Annotated in this window: 14 protein-coding genes; 5 read left to right on the top strand and 9 right to left on the bottom strand. The window is 60.9% G+C overall.

Annotated features, from left to right (window positions below; all coding sequences use genetic code 11):
* Positions 1–250 precede the first annotated feature (250 nt).
* From ISP18_RS10380 to ISP18_RS10360, 5 genes are all read right to left on the bottom strand, one after another.
* Complete coding sequence (locus ISP18_RS10380) at positions 251–658, bottom strand: GFA family protein (protein ID WP_380010487.1); 408 nt, start codon at positions 656–658, stop codon at positions 251–253.
* Between the two features lie 89 nt (positions 659–747).
* A complete protein-coding gene (locus ISP18_RS10375) occupies positions 748–2,166 on the bottom strand; it encodes a GGDEF domain-containing protein (RefSeq protein WP_380010484.1) in 1,419 nt (472 codons plus the stop codon).
* Between the two features lie 203 nt (positions 2,167–2,369).
* Positions 2,370–3,203 carry an S-formylglutathione hydrolase gene (gene fghA / locus ISP18_RS10370; RefSeq protein ID WP_380010481.1) on the bottom strand — a complete coding sequence of 278 codons (834 nt, stop codon included), beginning with the start codon at positions 3,201–3,203 and terminating at the stop codon, positions 2,370–2,372.
* A gap of 10 nt (positions 3,204–3,213) precedes the next feature.
* Complete coding sequence (locus tag ISP18_RS10365) at positions 3,214–4,323, bottom strand: S-(hydroxymethyl)glutathione dehydrogenase/class III alcohol dehydrogenase (protein ID WP_380010478.1); 1,110 nt, start codon at positions 4,321–4,323, stop codon at positions 3,214–3,216.
* Positions 4,324–4,548: 225 nt separating this feature from the next.
* A complete protein-coding gene (locus ISP18_RS10360; protein WP_380010475.1) occupies positions 4,549–5,109 on the bottom strand; it encodes a hypothetical protein in 561 nt (186 codons plus the stop codon).
* 186 nt (positions 5,110–5,295) lie between these two features.
* On the opposite strand from ISP18_RS10360, the gene ISP18_RS10355 reads away from it, so the two are divergent.
* From ISP18_RS10355 to ISP18_RS10345, 3 genes are all read left to right on the top strand, one after another.
* Entirely contained in the window at positions 5,296–6,639 is a 1,344-nt protein-coding gene (locus ISP18_RS10355) for a hypothetical protein (RefSeq protein ID WP_380010472.1), read from the top strand.
* A 143-nt stretch (positions 6,640–6,782) separates the two neighbouring features.
* Entirely contained in the window at positions 6,783–8,141 is a 1,359-nt protein-coding gene (locus ISP18_RS10350) for an alkaline phosphatase family protein (RefSeq protein ID WP_380010469.1), read from the top strand.
* A gap of 160 nt (positions 8,142–8,301) precedes the next feature.
* Positions 8,302–9,327: a glycoside hydrolase family 16 protein gene (locus tag ISP18_RS10345; RefSeq protein ID WP_380010466.1), complete on the top strand. Its 1,026-nt coding sequence runs from the start codon at positions 8,302–8,304 to the stop codon at positions 9,325–9,327.
* 129 nt (positions 9,328–9,456) lie between these two features.
* Here the strand turns inward: ISP18_RS10345 and ISP18_RS10340 are convergent, their stop codons facing one another.
* From ISP18_RS10340 to ISP18_RS10325, 4 genes are all read right to left on the bottom strand, one after another.
* A complete protein-coding gene (locus ISP18_RS10340; protein ID WP_380010463.1) occupies positions 9,457–11,505 on the bottom strand; it encodes a M13 family metallopeptidase in 2,049 nt (682 codons plus the stop codon).
* Between the two features lie 311 nt (positions 11,506–11,816).
* The gene (locus ISP18_RS10335; protein WP_380010460.1) at positions 11,817–13,121 is read right to left on the bottom strand and encodes a c-type cytochrome; all 1,305 of its coding nucleotides are present in this window, start codon (positions 13,119–13,121) and stop codon (positions 11,817–11,819) included.
* Entirely contained in the window at positions 13,118–15,394 is a 2,277-nt protein-coding gene (locus ISP18_RS10330; protein WP_380010457.1) for a xanthine dehydrogenase family protein molybdopterin-binding subunit, read from the bottom strand. The genes ISP18_RS10335 and ISP18_RS10330 overlap by 4 nt, the downstream gene beginning before the upstream one ends.
* Positions 15,391–15,894 (bottom strand): (2Fe-2S)-binding protein, encoded by a 504-nt coding sequence (locus ISP18_RS10325; RefSeq protein ID WP_380010454.1) that lies wholly within the window; start codon positions 15,892–15,894, stop codon positions 15,391–15,393. The genes ISP18_RS10330 and ISP18_RS10325 overlap by 4 nt, the downstream gene beginning before the upstream one ends.
* Before the next feature lie 259 nt (positions 15,895–16,153).
* Here ISP18_RS10325 and ISP18_RS10320 point away from each other — a divergent pair, with 259 nt between their 5' ends.
* Both ISP18_RS10320 and ISP18_RS10315 read left to right on the top strand, forming a co-directional pair.
* Complete coding sequence (locus ISP18_RS10320) at positions 16,154–17,245, top strand: XdhC family protein (RefSeq protein ID WP_380010451.1); 1,092 nt, start codon at positions 16,154–16,156, stop codon at positions 17,243–17,245.
* A complete protein-coding gene (locus ISP18_RS10315; RefSeq protein WP_380010448.1) occupies positions 17,245–17,880 on the top strand; it encodes a nucleotidyltransferase family protein in 636 nt (211 codons plus the stop codon). The genes ISP18_RS10320 and ISP18_RS10315 overlap by 1 nt, the downstream gene beginning before the upstream one ends.
* The last annotated feature ends 103 nt before the right edge of the window (positions 17,881–17,983 follow it).

Raw genomic sequence — 17,983 nt, 5'->3', positions numbered from 1 at the left:
AGCCTTTCTCCGAAGGACATGGGTAACTACACAATTATTTTAGGCCCTCAAATTGCCCAGTCGTCATTCCGGCGAAGGCCGGAATCCAGTTTCAATACGGTGCGAAGTACTCAAAATCAGGTGTTGTGTCCTTTCGGACGCATATTTGAACTGGATTCCGGCCTTCGCCGGAATGACGATCAGGCAAGACCAAGCTTGCCTCCAAGATATGTAGATACCTGTACCCAAAAAAGGGAGCGATTCGCGACAGTCAGCGTGCCGGCATCCGCTCGAACGCCGGCATGCCCTCTGGAATCTGATGGAATGGCTGTTTGTCGCAGGTGAAGATGGCTATCTGCGGGGCGCCGAAAAGGCGGGGATCATCGAGCGTTCCCACTTTCAGGATCACCGCAGGCATATCCGGGCGCCGCGTGATGAGGTGGGTGCCGCACTCGGGGCAGAACTCGCGCGTGACGCGATGCTCCAGGTCGGCGCGCGAGTAGCTTTTCGGTGTGCCCTGCGTATAGCGAAACCCGTCAGCAGGCATCAGCAGAAACATATGCGGAGCGCCGCCGCTGATGTACTGGCATTCGCGGCAATGGCATTGCCCTTTCAACATGGGCTCACCTTCCGCCGTGTAGCGCACCGAGCCGCAATAGCATCCGCCTTCGAATTGCATGGCACTCCCTCGATCATGTTTTCGGGAGTCTCGAAGTGTAACGTGCCGCGTTTCGAATGACCTTACGAAAAAGTATCGTGGAAATGCCGCTACTGTTCGTTGAACGAAGGCTTCGCTCCGCTGACTTCACGTTCGGGCTCATTGCTGAAAACGCGTTCCACGCGTCTGCGCTCGCGCCGCACAAAGATGGCCCGCTCAACCAGGTCACGAAACGAATCGCTGGAATCCGGACTGCTGGTGGCCTCGCCAACACTGAAACGCGCCTTATAGGGGCAGCCTGCGGCATTCAGCGCCTCCATCGCTTCGCCAATGCGCATTAGCGCAATCACGCCGCGGGTATTCTCGTCCTTGGTGATCACGGTAAATTCATCGCTCTCGGTACGAGCAACGATATCCGCTGGCTCGAAGCTCTCACGCAGCATGCGCGCCATGTCCTGGATCAATTGCGATCCCGCGGCCTGCCCGTAGGTTTCACTGATTTCCTTAACGCCTTCGACGTTGAAAACCAGCAGTGTCAGCGCGACCTGGCTCCGCTGCGCTTCGCGGAACGCTTGCTCGCCGAGCAACTCGAAGCCGCGGTGATTGAGTACGCCTGTCAGCTCGTCGGTCAACGACAGTTCGCGTAGATGCTTTTCCAGCGTGTTGATGCGCCGTCCCATCAGCGACACCAGCGCACCCAGCGCCGCCGCCATCACAGCCACCGTCAAGCCGACCGCCACCGGCGGAGACAGCCACCCAGCGCTAGCCACAAGCGTGCTGCCCAGCATCAGTACGAACGGCAGCAGCAGCGCAAAAGGCAACACCTTGCGCGCCAGCCGGCTGCCCAGTCCCGCCCCCGCTAACGCGGGGAAATAACCCCGTTGCGTACGCCAGCCGATCAATGCCACTGCCAGCAGCATCATGCATGCCAGTGTATGCGGTGCGGTGCGCGTGGACAGGTTCTGCCCAAACAGCTGCACCGCGCCGAAGCAGTAGCCAGAGAAAATAATCAGCGCGTGCAAAGCGAGCAGCACGCTCAACACCACGACCGTTGTGCCAGACAGCCGATGAGGCACAGTGGCGACAAGCAGGCTCAACGCCATCAGCAACAGATAGACCGCGGTCTGCACCGACATCAGCCCCGGCTCGTCGCTGGTGGTATCGGTAACGATCAGTGTGTCGAATCCGGTAAGGCGCCCACTGGCATGCTCATACAGCGCCACCACGGCAAGCAACAGCACCAGAAAGGCTGCCGCACGGCCGCCCCAGCCGCGCGCCGGCGACGAATCGACGGATAGCAAGGCGAGACTTACTGCGCTCAGCAACATGCCCGTAGCGGTATCGAACTTCATCAGATACCAGCCACCCGGATAGCCCGCGCGCAGGTCCTTGAAGAGCCAGGCCAGCAGGATCGCCACGGCGATCAGCGCGGCGAATGTCATGCAGGCGTTTTGCACGACAGCGAATCGCTTCAGGAAAGCGGTATCCAACTGGCTCGTTGAAGGAGCGATCGAGTCGGCTGTTTTCATGAAGGCTCGGAACAAGCGGTAGGCCAATTTCCATCAGGACGCTTGAACTGACACGATCCTTCGATTTACTTCTTCTAACCGGATCGCGACGCCAGCATACACCGACGCCATCGGTTTTCCAGCGCAGCTTGTTGCGCCCCAGCAATGTGAAAAGTATGTGTAGAAAGGACGCCGAGCGCGGGTTTTCGGCGTCGTGGCAAGTGCTACGGCGATCGCAGGGCCGCCGCGTGATACGCCACGTGCTCGCCGATGAAACTGGCAATGAAGTAGTAGCTGTGGTCGTAGCCAGACCGCATGCGCAACTCGATCGGATGGCCAGCAGCATCGGCAGCCGCTTTGAGCAGTTCCGGCTTGAGCTGGGTATGCAGGAATTCGTCGGCGTCGCCTTGCTCGATCAGCAGTGGGATCTTTTCGTTGGACGTTTTCAGGAGCTCGATGGCGTCGTAGGCGCGCCAGGTTTCGCGATCGCTACCCAGATAGGTGGAAAACGCCTTTTCGCCCCAGGGCACGCGCGACGGCGCGACGATGGGCGAAAACGCCGATACGCTGCAGTAACGGCCAGAGTTCTTCAACGCAACGATCAGCGCGCCATGACCGCCCATGGAGTGACCGCTGATTGCGCGCTTGTCCGTTACCTGAAAATGTTCCTCGATCAACGCAGGCAGTTCATGCGCCACGTAGTCGTACATGCGGTAATGCCGCGACCACGGCGACGTGATGGCGTTGAGATAAAACCCCGCGCCCTGTCCCAGGTCGTAGGCCGCATCGTCCGCAACGTCTTCGCCGCGCGGGCTAGTGTCGCAGGCCACCAGCGCCACACCCTGCTCGGCAGCATAACGCTGCGCACCGGCCTTGGTGATGAAGTTCTGCTCGGTGCAGGTAAGCCCGGAAAGCCAATACAGCACCGGTACTTTCTGTTCCTTGGCCTGCGGCGGAAGATAGATCGCAAAACGCATCTCGCCATCCGTCGCATGCGAACGATGACGATAGACGTCCTGCCAGCCACCGAAGCAGGCGCGATGTTCGATGCGCTCCATAATGCTGCTCTCAGAAGTTGATGACGGTGCGGATCGATTTGCCTTCATGCATCAGATCGAAGGCTTCGTTGATGCGCTCCAGCGGCAAGCGATGCGTAATGAACGGATCGAGCCGTATCTCGCCGCGCATCGCCTGCTGCACCATACCCGGCAATTGGCTGCGCCCTTTCACACCGCCGAATGCGCTACCGCGCCACACGCGACCGGTGACGAGCTGGAACGGACGCGTGCGGATTTCCTTACCCGCGCCAGCCACGCCGATGATTACGCTTTCGCCCCAACCCTTATGGCAGCACTCAAGCGCCGCACGCATCACGTCCACATTGCCGATGCACTCGAAGCTGTAATCCACGCCGCCATCGGTCATCTCCACGATCACGTCCTGGATGGGTTTGTCGTAATCCTTGGGATTGACGCAATGGGTTGCGCCCATCTCGCGCGCCAGTATGAATTTGTCGGCATTGGTGTCGATGCCGATGATGCGCGCCGCCTTGGCTTGCACTGCGCCCTGGATCACGGCCAGGCCGATGCCGCCCAATCCGAATACCGCCACCGTCGCGCCCGGTTCTACTTTTGCAGTGTTGTGCACGGCACCGATGCCGGTGGTGACGCCGCAGCCGAGCAGGCACACTTTGTCCAGCGGTGCCTGCGGATCGATCTTGGCCAGGGAAATTTCCGGTACCACCGTGTATTCGCTGAAGGTGCTGGTGCCCATGTAGTGGTAGATGGGCTTGCCCTGATAGGAGAAACGCGTGCTGCCGTCCGGCATCAGCCCCTTGCCCTGAGTGGCGCGCACGGCCTGGCAGAGATTGGTCTTGCCGGAGAGGCAGAATTTGCATTGGCCACATTCGGCCGTATACAGCGGAATGACGTGATCGCCGGGTTTGAGCGTGGTGACGCCCTCGCCTACTTCCACCACGATGCCGCCGCCCTCGTGGCCCAGCACCGCCGGGAAAATGCCTTCGGGGTCATCGCCCGATAGCGTGAACGCATCTGTGTGGCATACGCCGGTGTGCGTGATCTGCACCAGCACTTCGCCTGCGCGAGGTGGCGCGACGTCGATCTCGACGATTTCCAGCGGTTTGCCCGGTGCAAAGGCTACGGCGGCGCGGGATTTCATGGGGTGCTCCTGCAGGCGAATGAAGGATTGATTATCGATCATGGCCGGCTGTTGTCGAAATACACAAAGCTCCAACAGTGCCCTTCCGTCATTCCGGCGAAGGCCGGAATCCAGTCTAAATACGTCGTGCGAAGCACACATATCCTATTTATGTCGTGTACTTCGCACAGCATGTTTAACTGGATTCCGGCCTTCACCGGAATGACGATGAGGCGAGAACAACCTTCAATAAAAACTGCGCTCCTCCCTATTCCTCACACACCGCCACAACTCCTCCGCATACAGCGCCAACTCCAGCAAAACAATCAGCACCAGAATCGTAACGACATATCCTGCCGGTAACGGCTCCTGCTTCCAGACCAGTTGGTACGAAGGCTGCTCCTCTCCAAACCCGAACAGCGCCAGAAACTGTCCCCAGTGCCGCGAGATCACCAGCAGCAGCGCCATCAACGGCACCATTTCCAGAAAGCTGTGCACGTGCTGCTCGATCGGGCTGACCCAACGCGCGGTCACGGCATAGCTCACGTCCCACAGCGCCGTGAGGTCGTGAATGAAGAACGCCAAAATCATTAGCGAAATGATGCCGGCATTCACTTGAAGGAACAGCGCAGCCAGCAACGGAATGCCTACCTCTGCAAACATCAGCAAATGAATCAGCGATTCCCGTGCGCCGCTGGTCACCTCGATATGCGTGGCGCGATGGCATAGCCAATCGATAAAGCCGGCGGCAAGCCATAGCGGCATCACGATGTACATCAGGACGAAAAGCGCGGGATCGTGGATCATCGAGCATGCCTCGCTGCAGCGTGTCGAAAGCATGCCGTGCCGGGCCGGCGGAAAGCGTTGAAGCGCCGTGCAAGGCACGTGACAACGCAATGGCTGTATTGCGCTGCGCCAAAATGGCTATTGGTGGCGAAGCGCCGGCTAGCGCATGATGGGAACGAGTCTTTGGGATGAAGTCTCAAACATGCCATGACGATGCGTCGCGCCACCGCCATCCTGGAATCTGCACTATGGCTTGCCTTGGCACCTTCGGCAGCTTCTGCGCAATCGTCCGCAACATGGCAGGCGCAGCAGGCGGCGGCAGAAGAAAAGGCCGACAAGATTTTCGCCGAGGCAAAGCAGCACAAGGGCCTGCTGGCGCAATACATGGTGCTGCGCCAGGCCTATGCGAGGGACAATTCACCGGCATTCCGCATGATCTTCGGGCAGTACGTCGCCTGGTACGAAAGCTTCATCGGCGATTACCCCGCCGCCATGGACAGCTTCTCGATCAAGCAGCTACCGCAGCCGGATGATCGCCCCTCGCCGCTGGCAGAGGGCGATTACGCAGCGCGTCCGGCGCTGGACGCCATTCCTGATCTCGCCAAGGATCGCCAGATCGTGCTGCTCAACGAAGCGCACAACATTGCGTTGACGCGCAGCCTTACCGTGCCATTGCTGAGCCGCCTGTATGCGCAGGGCTTCCGCTACTTCGCCGCTGAAACACTGGTGGAAAACGATACTGGCCTGCAAGCACGCGGCTATCCCACCGACGACAGCGGCTTCTACACCGAAGAGCCCATCTACGGAGAAATGGTGCGCACGGCGTTGAAGCTTGGCTTCAAGATAGTTGCATACGAAGCCACATCGGATACGGCCAGCGCCGACGCGCGCGAGGCCGAGCAGGCACGTCATCTGTACGAGCGCGTGTTCGCGAAGGATCCGCATGCACGATTGGTCGTCAACGCTGGCTTCGATCACATCATCAAGGCGGGCAGCTTTCTCGGTGGCCAGTCGATGGCGGAGCATCTGGCCAAGCTCACCGGCGCGACGATGCTGTCCGTCGACCAGATCTCGATGTATCCGCATCCGGATAGCAAGGGCGATCATCCCTACTACACCGCCGCGATGAATCAGATAAAACCTGAGGCTCCCATCGTGTTCGTCGACGCAAAAGGCAAACCGTGGTCGCTGCGCTCGGGTTACGATGTCACCGTGTTCTTTCCGCCCGAAAAGCTGGAGCGAAAACGTCCCACATGGCTGAGCCTTGGCGGTTTGCGCCATGCACGCCTGGTGGATGGAGAAGACTGCCGCGCCCATTACCCGTGCCTGGTCGAAGCGCGTTACAGCAATGAAGGACCGGACGCGGTACCTGCCGATCGCGTGCTGCTCGACGTGGTGCCGCTCGCGGTATCCATATCGGGCGTGGCCGCGTACAGCAACATGCAGGGTGTGCCTTCCGGCGATCTCTATCTGCGCCCCGGCAGTTATCAGTTGAGCTTCATCGTTGATGGCGACAAGGTGCTGCACCGGGAAACCATCACGGTGCCGTAGGCTGGGATGCAATTCCCGCCTACCTGCTGAACCCTGCATCGATAGCGGTTTTGAAAAACTCCTCCGCTAGAATCACCCTGATTAATCACCCTGATTTTTTGGCCCGCTTTGTTCCGCTCCGGTAATTCATGCGCAAACTTCCCATGCTTGCTTTCTTCCTGGCCGTCGTACTCGCTGCGCCGGTTCGCAGCCAGGCATCGCATCTTTCCAATGACGGCATGGCCGCCACGCATGGCCCCATCGTGGTGCTCATCACGATCGACGGGTTTCCCGCACGCGCACTGAAAGACCCGCGCCTGCCGATGCCCACGCTGCGCAAGCTGCAGCAGGAAGGTGCATATGCGCAGGCCATGCAGCCGATCAATCCATCGGTGACCTGGCCCAATCACACCACGCTGATCACCGGTGTGAATGCCGCCGAGCATCATGTGATGGCCAATGGCCTCATCACGTTTCCGACCGACGGCAGCGCGCCTGAAGTGAAACCCTGGACGCCCAGAAACGAACTCGTACATGCCCGCACGCTTTACGACGCACTGCCAGAAAAAGGCATGAGCACCGGCCAGGTGGATTGGGTGGCAATCTACGACGCAAAGCAAGTGCAGTGGACATTCGCGGAGGAGCCCGATGCGGATGGCCAAGTCGCCCAGGAACTGATCGCACAAGGCCTTGTTACACGGGATGAGCTGAAGACGTTCGGCGACGACAGCAGCCCTGCCTGGCGCGATCAGATCTGGACCGATGCCGCCATCGACATCCTGACCCGTCATACGCCGAATCTACTGCTGTTCCATCTACTGCAGACCGACACGCTGCAGCACGAATATGGCGCGCTCTCGCCCGCAGCCTACGCGGCCTACGCCGATGCGGACGCGAACATCGCCAGGCTGATGGAGGCAGCGCGCAAGGCGGACCTGCTGGATCGCATCACTTTCATCATCGCTTCCGATCATGGCTTCACCGACTATACGCACGTGATCCACCCGAACGTCGCATTGATGCGGCAAGGTTTGCTGCACATGGAAAACGGCAGCTATCGCGGCGATGTGTGGATACTGCCGGAAGGCGGCGAAGCATCCCTGTACATTCGCGACAACGCCAAACGCGCAACATTGTTGCCGAAGCTCAAGGCGTATTTCGAAAAACTGCCCGGCGTGGCAGCGGCGTACTCCGGCGACGAGGCGAAGCGGCTGGGCATACCGTTGTCGGGCTCCAGCAGCCAGGCGCCTGATCTCTACCTCGTGCCGAAGCCTGGCTACGCCTTCATGGAGGGCACCAACGAGCCGCTGATCACCGACGTGGCACCGGCGCGCGGCGCGCATGGTTATCTCAATATCGATGCAGACATGCAGGCGCTTTTCATTGCCTCGGGCGCGCATATCCGGCGTGGTGTCGAACTAGGCGCCATCAGCAATCTGAGCGTGGCGCCGACGATTGCGAAGCTTCTCGACGTGTCATTGCCAGCAGCCACACAGCCGCCTCTCGCGCAGATACTGCAATGATGTTGCCGCAATGAGACCTGCGCTACAGATTTGCTTCTGGAAGCCGAACACATTAAAAACGCATGCAGGGGATGTATCCTCCCCGTGTTTTTCGTCCGCCGATCCGGCAACGCCGGGCCGGCACAGCAGGGAGCGTGCCGCGCCCCACCTTCGGTAGTTTATGCAGATCAAGAACATTCCTTCCCGCGCTTTCGCCACCGTCACAGCATGTGCGCTCGGCGTGGGCCTCATCGGCTTTGCCAATCGTGCGCAAGCCATCGACCTTCCATCTCCGCCAGGCTGGCAGTTGCAATGGGGCGACTCGTTCGCTGGCCCTGCCGGCTCCCTGCCCTCGTCCGCCAACTGGCGCATCGACACCGGGCATGGTTATCCGAACGGTCCGGTGAACTGGGGTACGTCGGAGGTCGAGAACTACACCAGCGATCCGGCCAACCTCCACCTGGATGGCCAGGGCCATCTGCTGATCACGCCGCTACGCGATGCCAGCGGTCAGTGGACGTCCGGGCGTGTCGAAACCATCCGCGACGATTTCACCGCGCCCGACGGCGGCATGCTGCGCATGGAAGCGCGCATTCAAATGCCCCACGTGACCGGCCCGAATGCGCTGGGCTACTGGCCCGCCTTCTGGGCACTGGGCAGCAATTACCGCACCACCATGGCGTGGCCGAATTCCGGCGAGTTCGACATCATGGAAAGCGTCAACGGCCTGGATGCTGCGTGGGGCATCCTGCACTGCGGCATGAATCCCGGTGGTCCGTGCGGCGAACCCATCGGCATCGGCGCCCGTTTGCCCTGCCCGCACGAGGCATGCACCGCCGGCCCGCACACTTTCACTTTCGAGTGGAACCGCAGCGTCACCCCGGAACAGATGCGCTGGTTCGTGGATGGTCAGCTGATCAACCAGGTGGCCGAAAACCAGCTTCCTGCCGAAACCTGGCACCAACTCGCCGAGCAGCGCGGCTACTTCCTGTTGCTTGATGTCGCGGTGGGCGGCGGCTTCTCGTTCGTGATGGCCGGCTGGAAACCCACACCGACGCCCGACACCGAGCCCGGGCATCCGATGATCGTGGATTACGTGGGAGTGTGGACCAAGCCCGGCAACGGCAAGAAGGTGCCGGCGCCCGTGCAGCCGGAGATGGCGGCGGATGCGAACAAACCGGGGCAGAAGCCGGTTGCGAAGGGCTGAGGTTTTCCCTCGCTAAGCAAGTCCCTCTCCCTTCGGGAGAGGGGTTGGAGTGAGGGTACGATCAGCGCGCGATCACATCGAGCCAATCGAATTGACGTGCGTTCATGGCTCCCCAAGCCCTGACCGGCGCTACCAGATCTTGACCCTTTGCTCGGGAACGAGATACAGCGCTTCGCCCGGCTTCACATCGAATGCCGCATACCAGCCGTCGATATTGCGCGCTGCCTGTGCACGAATGGCTTCAGGCGCATGCACGTCGGTGGCGAGCTGCTGGCGCAAGGCTTCGTCGCGGGTCTTTGCGCGCCAGCTTTGCGCATAAGCGATGAAGAAGCGCTGGTCGCCGGTAAGACCATCGATCACCGGCGCAGGCTTACCATTCAATGAGCGGTGATAAGCCGCATACGCCACCGCAAGACCGGCGACGTCGGCGATGTTCTCGCCCAGCGTCTGCTGCCCGTTGACGTACATACCTGGCAGCACTTCGTAATGGTTGTATTGCTCGGCCAGTTTTTGCGTGTCGGCATGGAAATGAGCGGCATCCTGCGGTGTCCACCAATTCGCCAGCCTGCCTTGCGCATCGAAATCTGAGCCGAGGTTGTCGAAGCTATGGCTGATTTCATGGCCGATCGTCGCGCCGGTAGCACCGTAGTTGGCGGCATCATCAGCGCTCGGGTCGTAGAACGGCGGCTGCAATATGGCGGCAGGGAAATTGAGCGCGTTCTGCAGTGGCAGGTTTACGGCATCAACCGTTTGCGGCGTCATCCACCACTCGCCACGATCAACCGGCTGATGAAGCTTCGCCAGTTGGTGGCGATATTCCTGCGCAACGGCTCGCTGATGATTGCCCAGCGCATCGTCAGAGCGAACCAGCAGATCACGATAATCGCGCCAGGTCTCGGGGTAGCCTACGCCCACGCGGAGCGTGGACAGTTTCTCTTTGGCCTTGGCGCGCGTAGCCGGCGTCATCCACGCCAGTGAATCTAAGCGTTGGTCGAAGGTGGCGATCAGGTTTTTCACCATCGCCTGCACCTTCGCCTTGGACGAAGGCGGAAAATAGTGCTTCACATAGACTTGGCCCACCGCATCGCCTAAGTCCACGCTGGTGGCATCCACCGCGCGCTTCCAGCGTTCGGCCTGCTTGGGCGTGCCTTGCAGCGCGGTACCGTAAAAATCGAAATGCAGCTCCGCATACGCCTTGGGCAACAGTGGCGCGGCTTTATCCAGCGCGTGATAACGCAATAGTGCTTTCCAAGTGTCGATGGGTTCGCTGCCGACCAGCGCCGCGAGACCCGTCGTACCGGCGGGCTGCCATACGTGGAAGCGCTGCTGGTCGCCGAGCTGCGCCGCATTGAAATAAACCTTCCAGTTCAACCCGGGCGCATTCCGTGCGAAGTCGGCCAAGTTCCACACATGATTGGCCTTGTGGATGTCTTCGCTGTCCAGCAGGCTTTCCTGCGCCTGCGCAAGCTTGGTTTCCAGCGCGATGATGGCTTTGGCCTGTGTCTCTGCATCCGGCGTACCAGCCAGCTTCAACAGCGAAGAGACATACGTCTGGTACTTGGCGCGCGCCGCCGCCATCTGCGCATCTTGCGACAGGTAGTAATCACGACTTGGCATGGCCAGGCCTCCCTGCAGCAGATACGGCATATTGTGCGCAGGATCTTCCAACCCCTGCGCCACGAACAAACCGAACAGGTTCTCCGTGTGGAAGTTGGTGGCATTGACGGGATCGACGCCGGCCCGTTGTTCGCTACCCAGTACGCGAGCGAGATCGTCGCGTGTACTGATCGCCTCGATCTGATCGAGGTCTGCTTTCACCGGCGCCAAGCCACGCTTTTCGATGTCCGCCTCATCCATGAAGGCGGCGTAATAATCGGCGATCTTGCGCTCATTGGAACCCGTGGCGGGATGTGTTTTCGCCATGTTGCGGATCAGGTCCGCCGTGCGCTGCTCAGTCAGCTCCTCCAGATCCTGCGTAGGTCCGGTACTGGATCGATCAGCGGGAATTTCCGTGTGTTTGACCCATGTGCCATTGGCATAGCTGAAGAAGTCGTTGCCAGGCTTCACCATATGGTCCATGCCGGCGAGATCGATGCCGCTATTTATCTCTGGCGCGGCGATCAATGCTGATGCGCTGCCGAGTAGGGCCAATGCAAGAATGCGGGGTAATGGACGCATGGCGATGCCCTCGCAGGAAGAAGATGCGCGAAAGGATAGCCTGGGAGCTCCCGATCAGGGAGATGACATTTGGGCTACTGGCGCACCATTACACGCTCGCGTTGCTGCTTCCCTTCAAAGCAAAGGAGGGTTGGATGGAGTTGCGAGCGAAGCTCGTCATTCCGGCGAAGGCCGGAATCCAGTTCAAATTCGCGTCCGAAGGACACAGCACTTGATTTTGAATGCTTCGCACAACGTATTCAAACTGGATTCCGGCCTTCGCCGGAATGACGACTGGGCAAGATCAGACCTAGCTCCTAGGTAGATACCGACTACAACTGCTTTCGTCGCTCGGCCACATCATCCGGCGTGACCGTACCTTGCTTGTTGCCGAAATGCCCAATCACGTAGTTGCTCAACTCCGCGATTTCGGTATTCGAATACGCATTGCCGAAGCCTGGCATAAAGATGTTTGCATTTTCGCCGCGCAGGCTGGAGCCATGCAGAAGAATCTGCGTGACGTTGGCGCCACGCACGTCATTGACACCGCGCGTGCCCAGCAGCGAGGCATACGGTGTCTGCTGGCCTTTGCCGTTCCACTGATGGCAGCTTGCGCAGGCACCCTCGAACAGCTTCAGACCCTGTGAATCGGCGTTTGCATCACCCGCGGGAGCAACGTCGCTGGAAGCCATGACCGGTGCCGGCTTGGGGTCGACAGTGATGGGATCTTTGCCCGCACGCGCAGGCACGGTGCGCAGATAGGCAATCAACGCCGACGTATCGACTGGCTGCAGAAAACGCAGGCTGTTTTCTACCGCTTCGGCCATCGGGCCCGATGCGGAACCGCGACCGTCGGCATGGCCGGTGGTGAGATAGCTGGCAAGGTCGGCGTCGCTCCACGCGCCGATGCCGTGCGCCTGATCAGAAGTGATGTTGTAGGCACGCCAGCCTTGCAGTACTTCACCCGCCAACTCTTGCTTGTGATCTATGGCGAACGCGAAGTTTCTTGGCGTGTGGCATTCGGCACAATGGCCCAAGGCGGTGGCGAGGTATTTACCGCTATTCCATTGCGGCGACTGCGAAGCATCGGGCTGGAAGCGCTGGCTCTTGAAAAACGCCGCATTCCAGAAGCCGATCGTCCAGCGTTGGTTGTAGGGAAACGAAAGATCATTCTTTCGGTTGGGCTGCGACAACTTAGGCAAGCTGAAAAGATACGCCTTGATCGCCAGCACATCGCCACGGCTCAGCTGGGTGTACGACGTGTAGGGAAACGCCGGATACAAATGTTCGCCGCGCTTGCCGATGCCATCGTGCACCGCGCGTACGAACTCGTCATCGCTCCAGCTGCCGATGCCGGTAGCTTCATCCGCAGTGATGTTGGACGAATAGATAGTGCCGAACGGCAGTCGGAATGGCACGCCGCCGGCAAACGCTTGGCCGGAACCAGGAACGGTGTGGCAGGCGGCGCAATCGGCGGCCTTGACGAGGTATTCGCCGCGCGCGATCACATCGGCCGAAGGCGGTGCACCGGAAATAGCGGGTGCAATGCCGTCGGCGCTGTCGCTGCGGTTCAAATACAAGTACGCGCCCGTGCCAAGCAGCAGCAGGATCACGACGATGAGCAGGAAGCGTCTCATGCGATGTCCCTCCTCTCATGCCCGACAGCCGAAGCCACCGATTTGAGTGCCTCGGGGCTCTGCACCAGCAGATCGCGATTCACCGGCAGCTTGTACAAACGCACACCCGTCGCGGCGAAGATGGCGTTTGCCAGCGCGGGCGCGGCGATGGCGGTGCCCACTTCGCCGATGCCACCCGGCGGCTCCGCATTGATCACGCGATATACCTCGACCACCGGCGATTCGTTGATGCGCAGCACGCGGTAATCGTTGAAGTTGCTCTGCTCGACCGCGCCCCCTTTGATGGTGAGGTCGCTGTACATGGCCGCGCTAAGGCCAAACAGCAGGCCGCCTTGCAACTGCGCTTCGATGGAACCGGGATTGACCGCGATACCACAATCGATTGCCAACACCGCCTTGCGCAAGCGCACTTCACCCTGAGGCGTGACTTCGGCCTCGACGATCGCGCATACGTTGCTGCCGAATGGCTCGCCCAGCGCAATGCCGCGTCCCACGCGAGCCGGCAGCGGCTGGCTGCCCCAGCCGATTTTCTCGGCCGCAAGGTTGAGCACGCCCAACGCGCGTGGACTTTTCTGCAGCAAGGTACGCCGATATTCGAGCGGATCCTTGCCAGCGCGATGCGCCAACTCGTCCATGAAGCTTTCGATCACAAACAGGTTGTGTGTAGGACCGACGCCGCGCCACCAGCCCACGACGATGCCGGGCGGCATGTTGTGGCGTATCCACTCCACATGGCCCTTGGAAATGTCGTACGGCAGCTCGGCCACGCATTCCACCGCATCGCTGTCGAGGCCGTCCTTGCCCATCGCGCCCGGTGCAAAACGCGCCAGCACCGAACCGCCGCTGGTGCGATAGCCGTACCACACGGGGCGACCGGTGGCGTCGACAACGGCAGAGATCACATCGTGATACATCGGCCGCATGCGGTCGTGGCGAATGTCTTCCTCGCGCGTCCACACCACTTTCAGCGGATACGGCACCTGTTTGGCGAAAGCCACTGCCTGTTCCGCATAGTCGGTTTCCAGCCGCCGCCCGAAGCCGCCGCCCAGGTACTGGTTGTGCAGAATGACCTTGTTTTCCGGTAACCCTGTGATCTTGGCCGCTTCCTGCACGGCGCGCATGGGTACTTGCGAGCCGGTCCAGATTTCGCATTTATCTGGCGTGACGTGCACGGTGCAGTTCATCGGTTCCATCGTCGCGTGGGCGAGCATCGGCGATTGGTATTCCGATTGCACTAGCGTGCCCTGCGGACGCTCGCCGTCATTGCGCGCAACGATGCCTTTGCCATTGCGCGCGGTGTCGGCCAGTGCATCGCGCAGTTGTTGAGTGGTGAGGTTGGCGTTCTCGCCGCGATCCCAGCTGGTCACCAAGGCGTCCAGGCCTTTTCGCGCCGCCCAGAAATGCTCGCCGACCACGGCCACGGCATCGTCCAGACGCAAAACATCCACCACGCCAGGGATCTTGCGCGCGACCTTGTCGTCCACCGAAGCAAGCTTGCCGTTGAAGGTGGGACACGCCATCACTGTGGCGACCTTCATGCCCGGCACGCGTACGTCGATACCGAATTGCGTGGCACCTTTGATCTTGTCCGCCGAATCCACGCGCCGCATCGGCTTGCCGATCAGCTTGAAATCTTTCGGATCGGTGAGTTGCACCTTGTCCGGCATGGGCAGTTTGCCCGCCGTATCGGCCAATTGATTGAAGGTGGCGCTGCGACCCGACCGCAGGTGATGCACCACGCCGCGATCTACTGTGCAGGTGGATGGATCCACATGCCACTGCACCGCTGCTGCGCTCACCAACATGCTGCGCGCCACGGCGCCCGCTTCGCGCAGCACCGACCAGGTGCCGCGTGTACTGGTGGAGCCGCCGGTGATCTGTCCGCCCAGCAGGGGAATGCCGTAAAGCTCGTCGCTGGGCGGCGAGTGTTCCACCTTGATCTGATCCAGTCCCACGCCAAGTTCTTCGGCTAGCAGCATGCAGCAGCCGGTGTAGATGCCCTGCCCCATTTCCACGCTGGGCATGACCAGCCGCACTGGACCTTCGCTGTCGACGCGGATGAAGGCATTGGGTGCGAACGGCGGACTACCATCAGCCATGGCAGCCGCGGTATCGCCCGGCTGGCGGCGCGCACTGATCATGGCCGATGCCACGCCAGTGCCACCCAGCCATAGAAAGGCGATCGCCAGGCCACTAGCCTTCAGCGCGTGGCGACGGCGCAGGTCGACGTTTTCGTCTTGATGGGAGGCCGGCAACGAAAGTTCGGTGCTCATGACGCAGCTCCTTCCGGCGCGCTGACGATCGTCTGCAACATCTCCGCCTTGCCGGTGGCGGCTTGCTTGATCGCCGCGCGAATGCGCACATAGGTGGCGCAACGGCAGATGTTGCCGGACATCGCCGCGTCAATATCCGCATCGCTGGGATTAGGCGTGCGCGCCAGCAGTGCCGCGGCCGCCATGATCTGGCCGGACTGGCAATAACCGCATTGAACCACGTCTACATCCAGCCATGCCTGCTGGATCTTCTGTCCGCTGGGCGTATTGCCCACGGTCTCGATGGTGGTAATGGCACGGTTGCCGATGGCGCCGACCGGAAGCACGCACGAGCGCACTGCCTGGCCGTCCAGATGCACGGTGCATGCACCACATTGCGCGATACCACAACCGAATTTGGTACCGGTCAGACCGATGACATCGCGCAACACCCACAGCAGCGGCATGTCATCGGGTACATCGACCGGGTACGACTGACCGTTGACGGACAAGGACACCATGAGAGCCTCCGTACTGCGTCAGAAACGATGTGTATTGCACGATTCGGCAGGTGTTTGCCTAAAACTGCCGCGCTTGCATGCACACAACTCGAAACCGCCAGCAAATCAAAACTAACGTAAAAATCCCGTGTGCCGAACAGACACGATGGCTTGCCGGCAACTTTAGTTTCATGCCGTACATAGCAGGATGGCATCAAACGCCATATACGTGACACCATCACGCCCTGCGATTCTGCTCCCTTTTCCTTCGACAGCAAAGATGAATTCGGCCCACGAGCTAAGCATCTTGATAGCGGCACTACGCGACCTGCATCGCGATGCCGCGCCGAAAGCCGCCCTTGCCACACTCACGCGCACGCGCGGCTCCACCTTTCGCCGCCCTGGTACGCGCATGCTCGTGCTGGGCGATGGTCAAGTGGTATGCGAGCTTTCCGGCGGCTGCCCGCAACGCGACATCGTGGCGCGTGCGCTGGAGGTGATTGATAGCGGTGAACCTAGGCTGGTCCGCTACAACGCGGAATCCGGCCTGGACGTATTGATCGAAATGGGCTGCGGCGGCGAGCTGGAAGTACTGATCGAACCGTTGCTGGCCATCCACGATACGGACTTCATCGACACGCTAGCGCGCTGCCTCGACGAACGCCGAACCATCCACATGGCCACGTTGTTCGCGATGAGCGACCAGGCCATCATGCCGCGGCGCCTGGTATGGAACGGGCACGACGTGCTTTACGACACCATCGACGATACACCGCTCGTGCACGCCATCATGACGCATGCACCTGCTTCGCCGATACGCCGCGCCAACACATTCAGCCATCCATCTGCACAAGGTACGGCCGATGTGCTGACGGAAGCCATCGCGCCACCGCATGCCTTGGTGGTGATCGGCAGCAGTGCGGCTGCGCGCGCATTGCTACCGCTGGCCACTGCGCTGGGCTGGCGCACTACGCTGGTCGATCACGACCCTGCTCGCCTGCGCGCCGCCGATCTGCCCGCCGGATTGCATACCGCCTGTGCCACGCCGGAGCAACTTCTGGAGGCCGTCGCACTGGATACGCACAGTTCCGCGGTGGTGATGACACACAACCTGGAACACGACATCGCCTACCTGGGCGCGCTGCGTGGCGCACCGGTGGCCTACGTCGGCGCGCTGGGTTCGCGCGAGCGCGTCGCACGCATGCGCAACCATCCCGCACTCGATGGGCTGCACGTGCACGCACCGGCGGGCCTGGACATCGGCTCGGAAACGCCGGAGGAAATCGCGCTGGCAATCGCCGCCGAGATCACGGCCGTGATCAATCACCGCAGCGGCGGACACCTGCGCGACAACGACGGCGCCATCCATTGATGCGCACGGCAGGCACCACTTCACCGGTGATCCTGCTGCTTGCGGCCGGCGAAGGCAGCCGCTTCGGCGGCGCCAAGCAACTGGCGGACGTCGGCGGCGAACCGATGGTGCGGCGCGTGGCACGCATGCTGTTGGATACCGAAACGCCCGTCCTCGCAGTTACCGGCGCCTATGCCGACGAGGTGGAAGCGGTGTTGGACGATCTGCCGCTGAGCCTGGTGCGTTGCGAGGACTGGCATCTCGGCATGGGCCAGTCGCTGGCTGCCGGCGCGCGCGAATTGATGCACCTGTTCCCGCATGCATCGAGCGTGCTGGTCGTGCTGGCCGACCAGCCTTTGCTGGATATCGAATCACTGCGCAGCATGCTGCAGCGCCATGCGCTGGTACCCGACCGCATGCTCGCAACGCAGCAGCACGGCACGCAGGGACCACCCGCTCTGTTTCCGCGCGACTGCTTCGATGCGTTGGCCAAGCTGTCCGGGTCACACGGCGCACGCGCCCTGCTGCAACGCAATGCGTCGCGAGTCGAACTGTTCACGTCACACGATTCCATCGACGTCGATACCAAGGAAGATCTACAACGCGTGCAGGCGCTACTGGCCCAGGGCACTCAGGATCCGACGCCGAGGGACTAGCGCCACTCCGGTCTCGCCCCATCCGCTCCGGGCAGCCCCCCGTTGTCGCCAAGCACTGTCGATCGCGGCAAAAGACGTTGATACGCGGAATTGACGTTCAGAC

Source organism: Dyella humi (genome assembly GCF_044904605.1).
Lineage (GTDB): Bacteria > Pseudomonadota > Gammaproteobacteria > Xanthomonadales > Rhodanobacteraceae > Dyella_B > Dyella_B humi.
This window is presented reverse-complemented; position numbering and strand designations above follow the sequence as displayed.

Coding starts and splice junctions, on each gene's coding strand:
- ISP18_RS10320 (WP_380010451.1), top strand. CDS start 16,154: ATGAATTCGGCCCACGAGCTAAGCATCTTGATAGCGGCACTACGCGAC.
- ISP18_RS10325 (WP_380010454.1), bottom strand. CDS start 15,894: ATGGTGTCCTTGTCCGTCAACGGTCAGTCGTACCCGGTCGATGTACCC.
- ISP18_RS10355 (WP_380010472.1), top strand. CDS start 5,296: ATGACGATGCGTCGCGCCACCGCCATCCTGGAATCTGCACTATGGCTT.
- ISP18_RS10330 (WP_380010457.1), bottom strand. CDS start 15,394: ATGAGCACCGAACTTTCGTTGCCGGCCTCCCATCAAGACGAAAACGTC.
- ISP18_RS10360 (WP_380010475.1), bottom strand. CDS start 5,109: ATGATCCACGATCCCGCGCTTTTCGTCCTGATGTACATCGTGATGCCG.
- ISP18_RS10365 (WP_380010478.1), bottom strand. CDS start 4,323: ATGAAATCCCGCGCCGCCGTAGCCTTTGCACCGGGCAAACCGCTGGAA.
- ISP18_RS10315 (WP_380010448.1), top strand. CDS start 17,245: ATGCGCACGGCAGGCACCACTTCACCGGTGATCCTGCTGCTTGCGGCC.
- ISP18_RS10375 (WP_380010484.1), bottom strand. CDS start 2,166: ATGAAAACAGCCGACTCGATCGCTCCTTCAACGAGCCAGTTGGATACC.
- ISP18_RS10335 (WP_380010460.1), bottom strand. CDS start 13,121: ATGAGACGCTTCCTGCTCATCGTCGTGATCCTGCTGCTGCTTGGCACG.
- fghA (WP_380010481.1), bottom strand. CDS start 3,203: ATGGAGCGCATCGAACATCGCGCCTGCTTCGGTGGCTGGCAGGACGTC.
- ISP18_RS10350 (WP_380010469.1), top strand. CDS start 6,783: ATGCTTGCTTTCTTCCTGGCCGTCGTACTCGCTGCGCCGGTTCGCAGC.
- ISP18_RS10345 (WP_380010466.1), top strand. CDS start 8,302: ATGCAGATCAAGAACATTCCTTCCCGCGCTTTCGCCACCGTCACAGCA.
- ISP18_RS10340 (WP_380010463.1), bottom strand. CDS start 11,505: ATGCGTCCATTACCCCGCATTCTTGCATTGGCCCTACTCGGCAGCGCA.
- ISP18_RS10380 (WP_380010487.1), bottom strand. CDS start 658: ATGCAATTCGAAGGCGGATGCTATTGCGGCTCGGTGCGCTACACGGCG.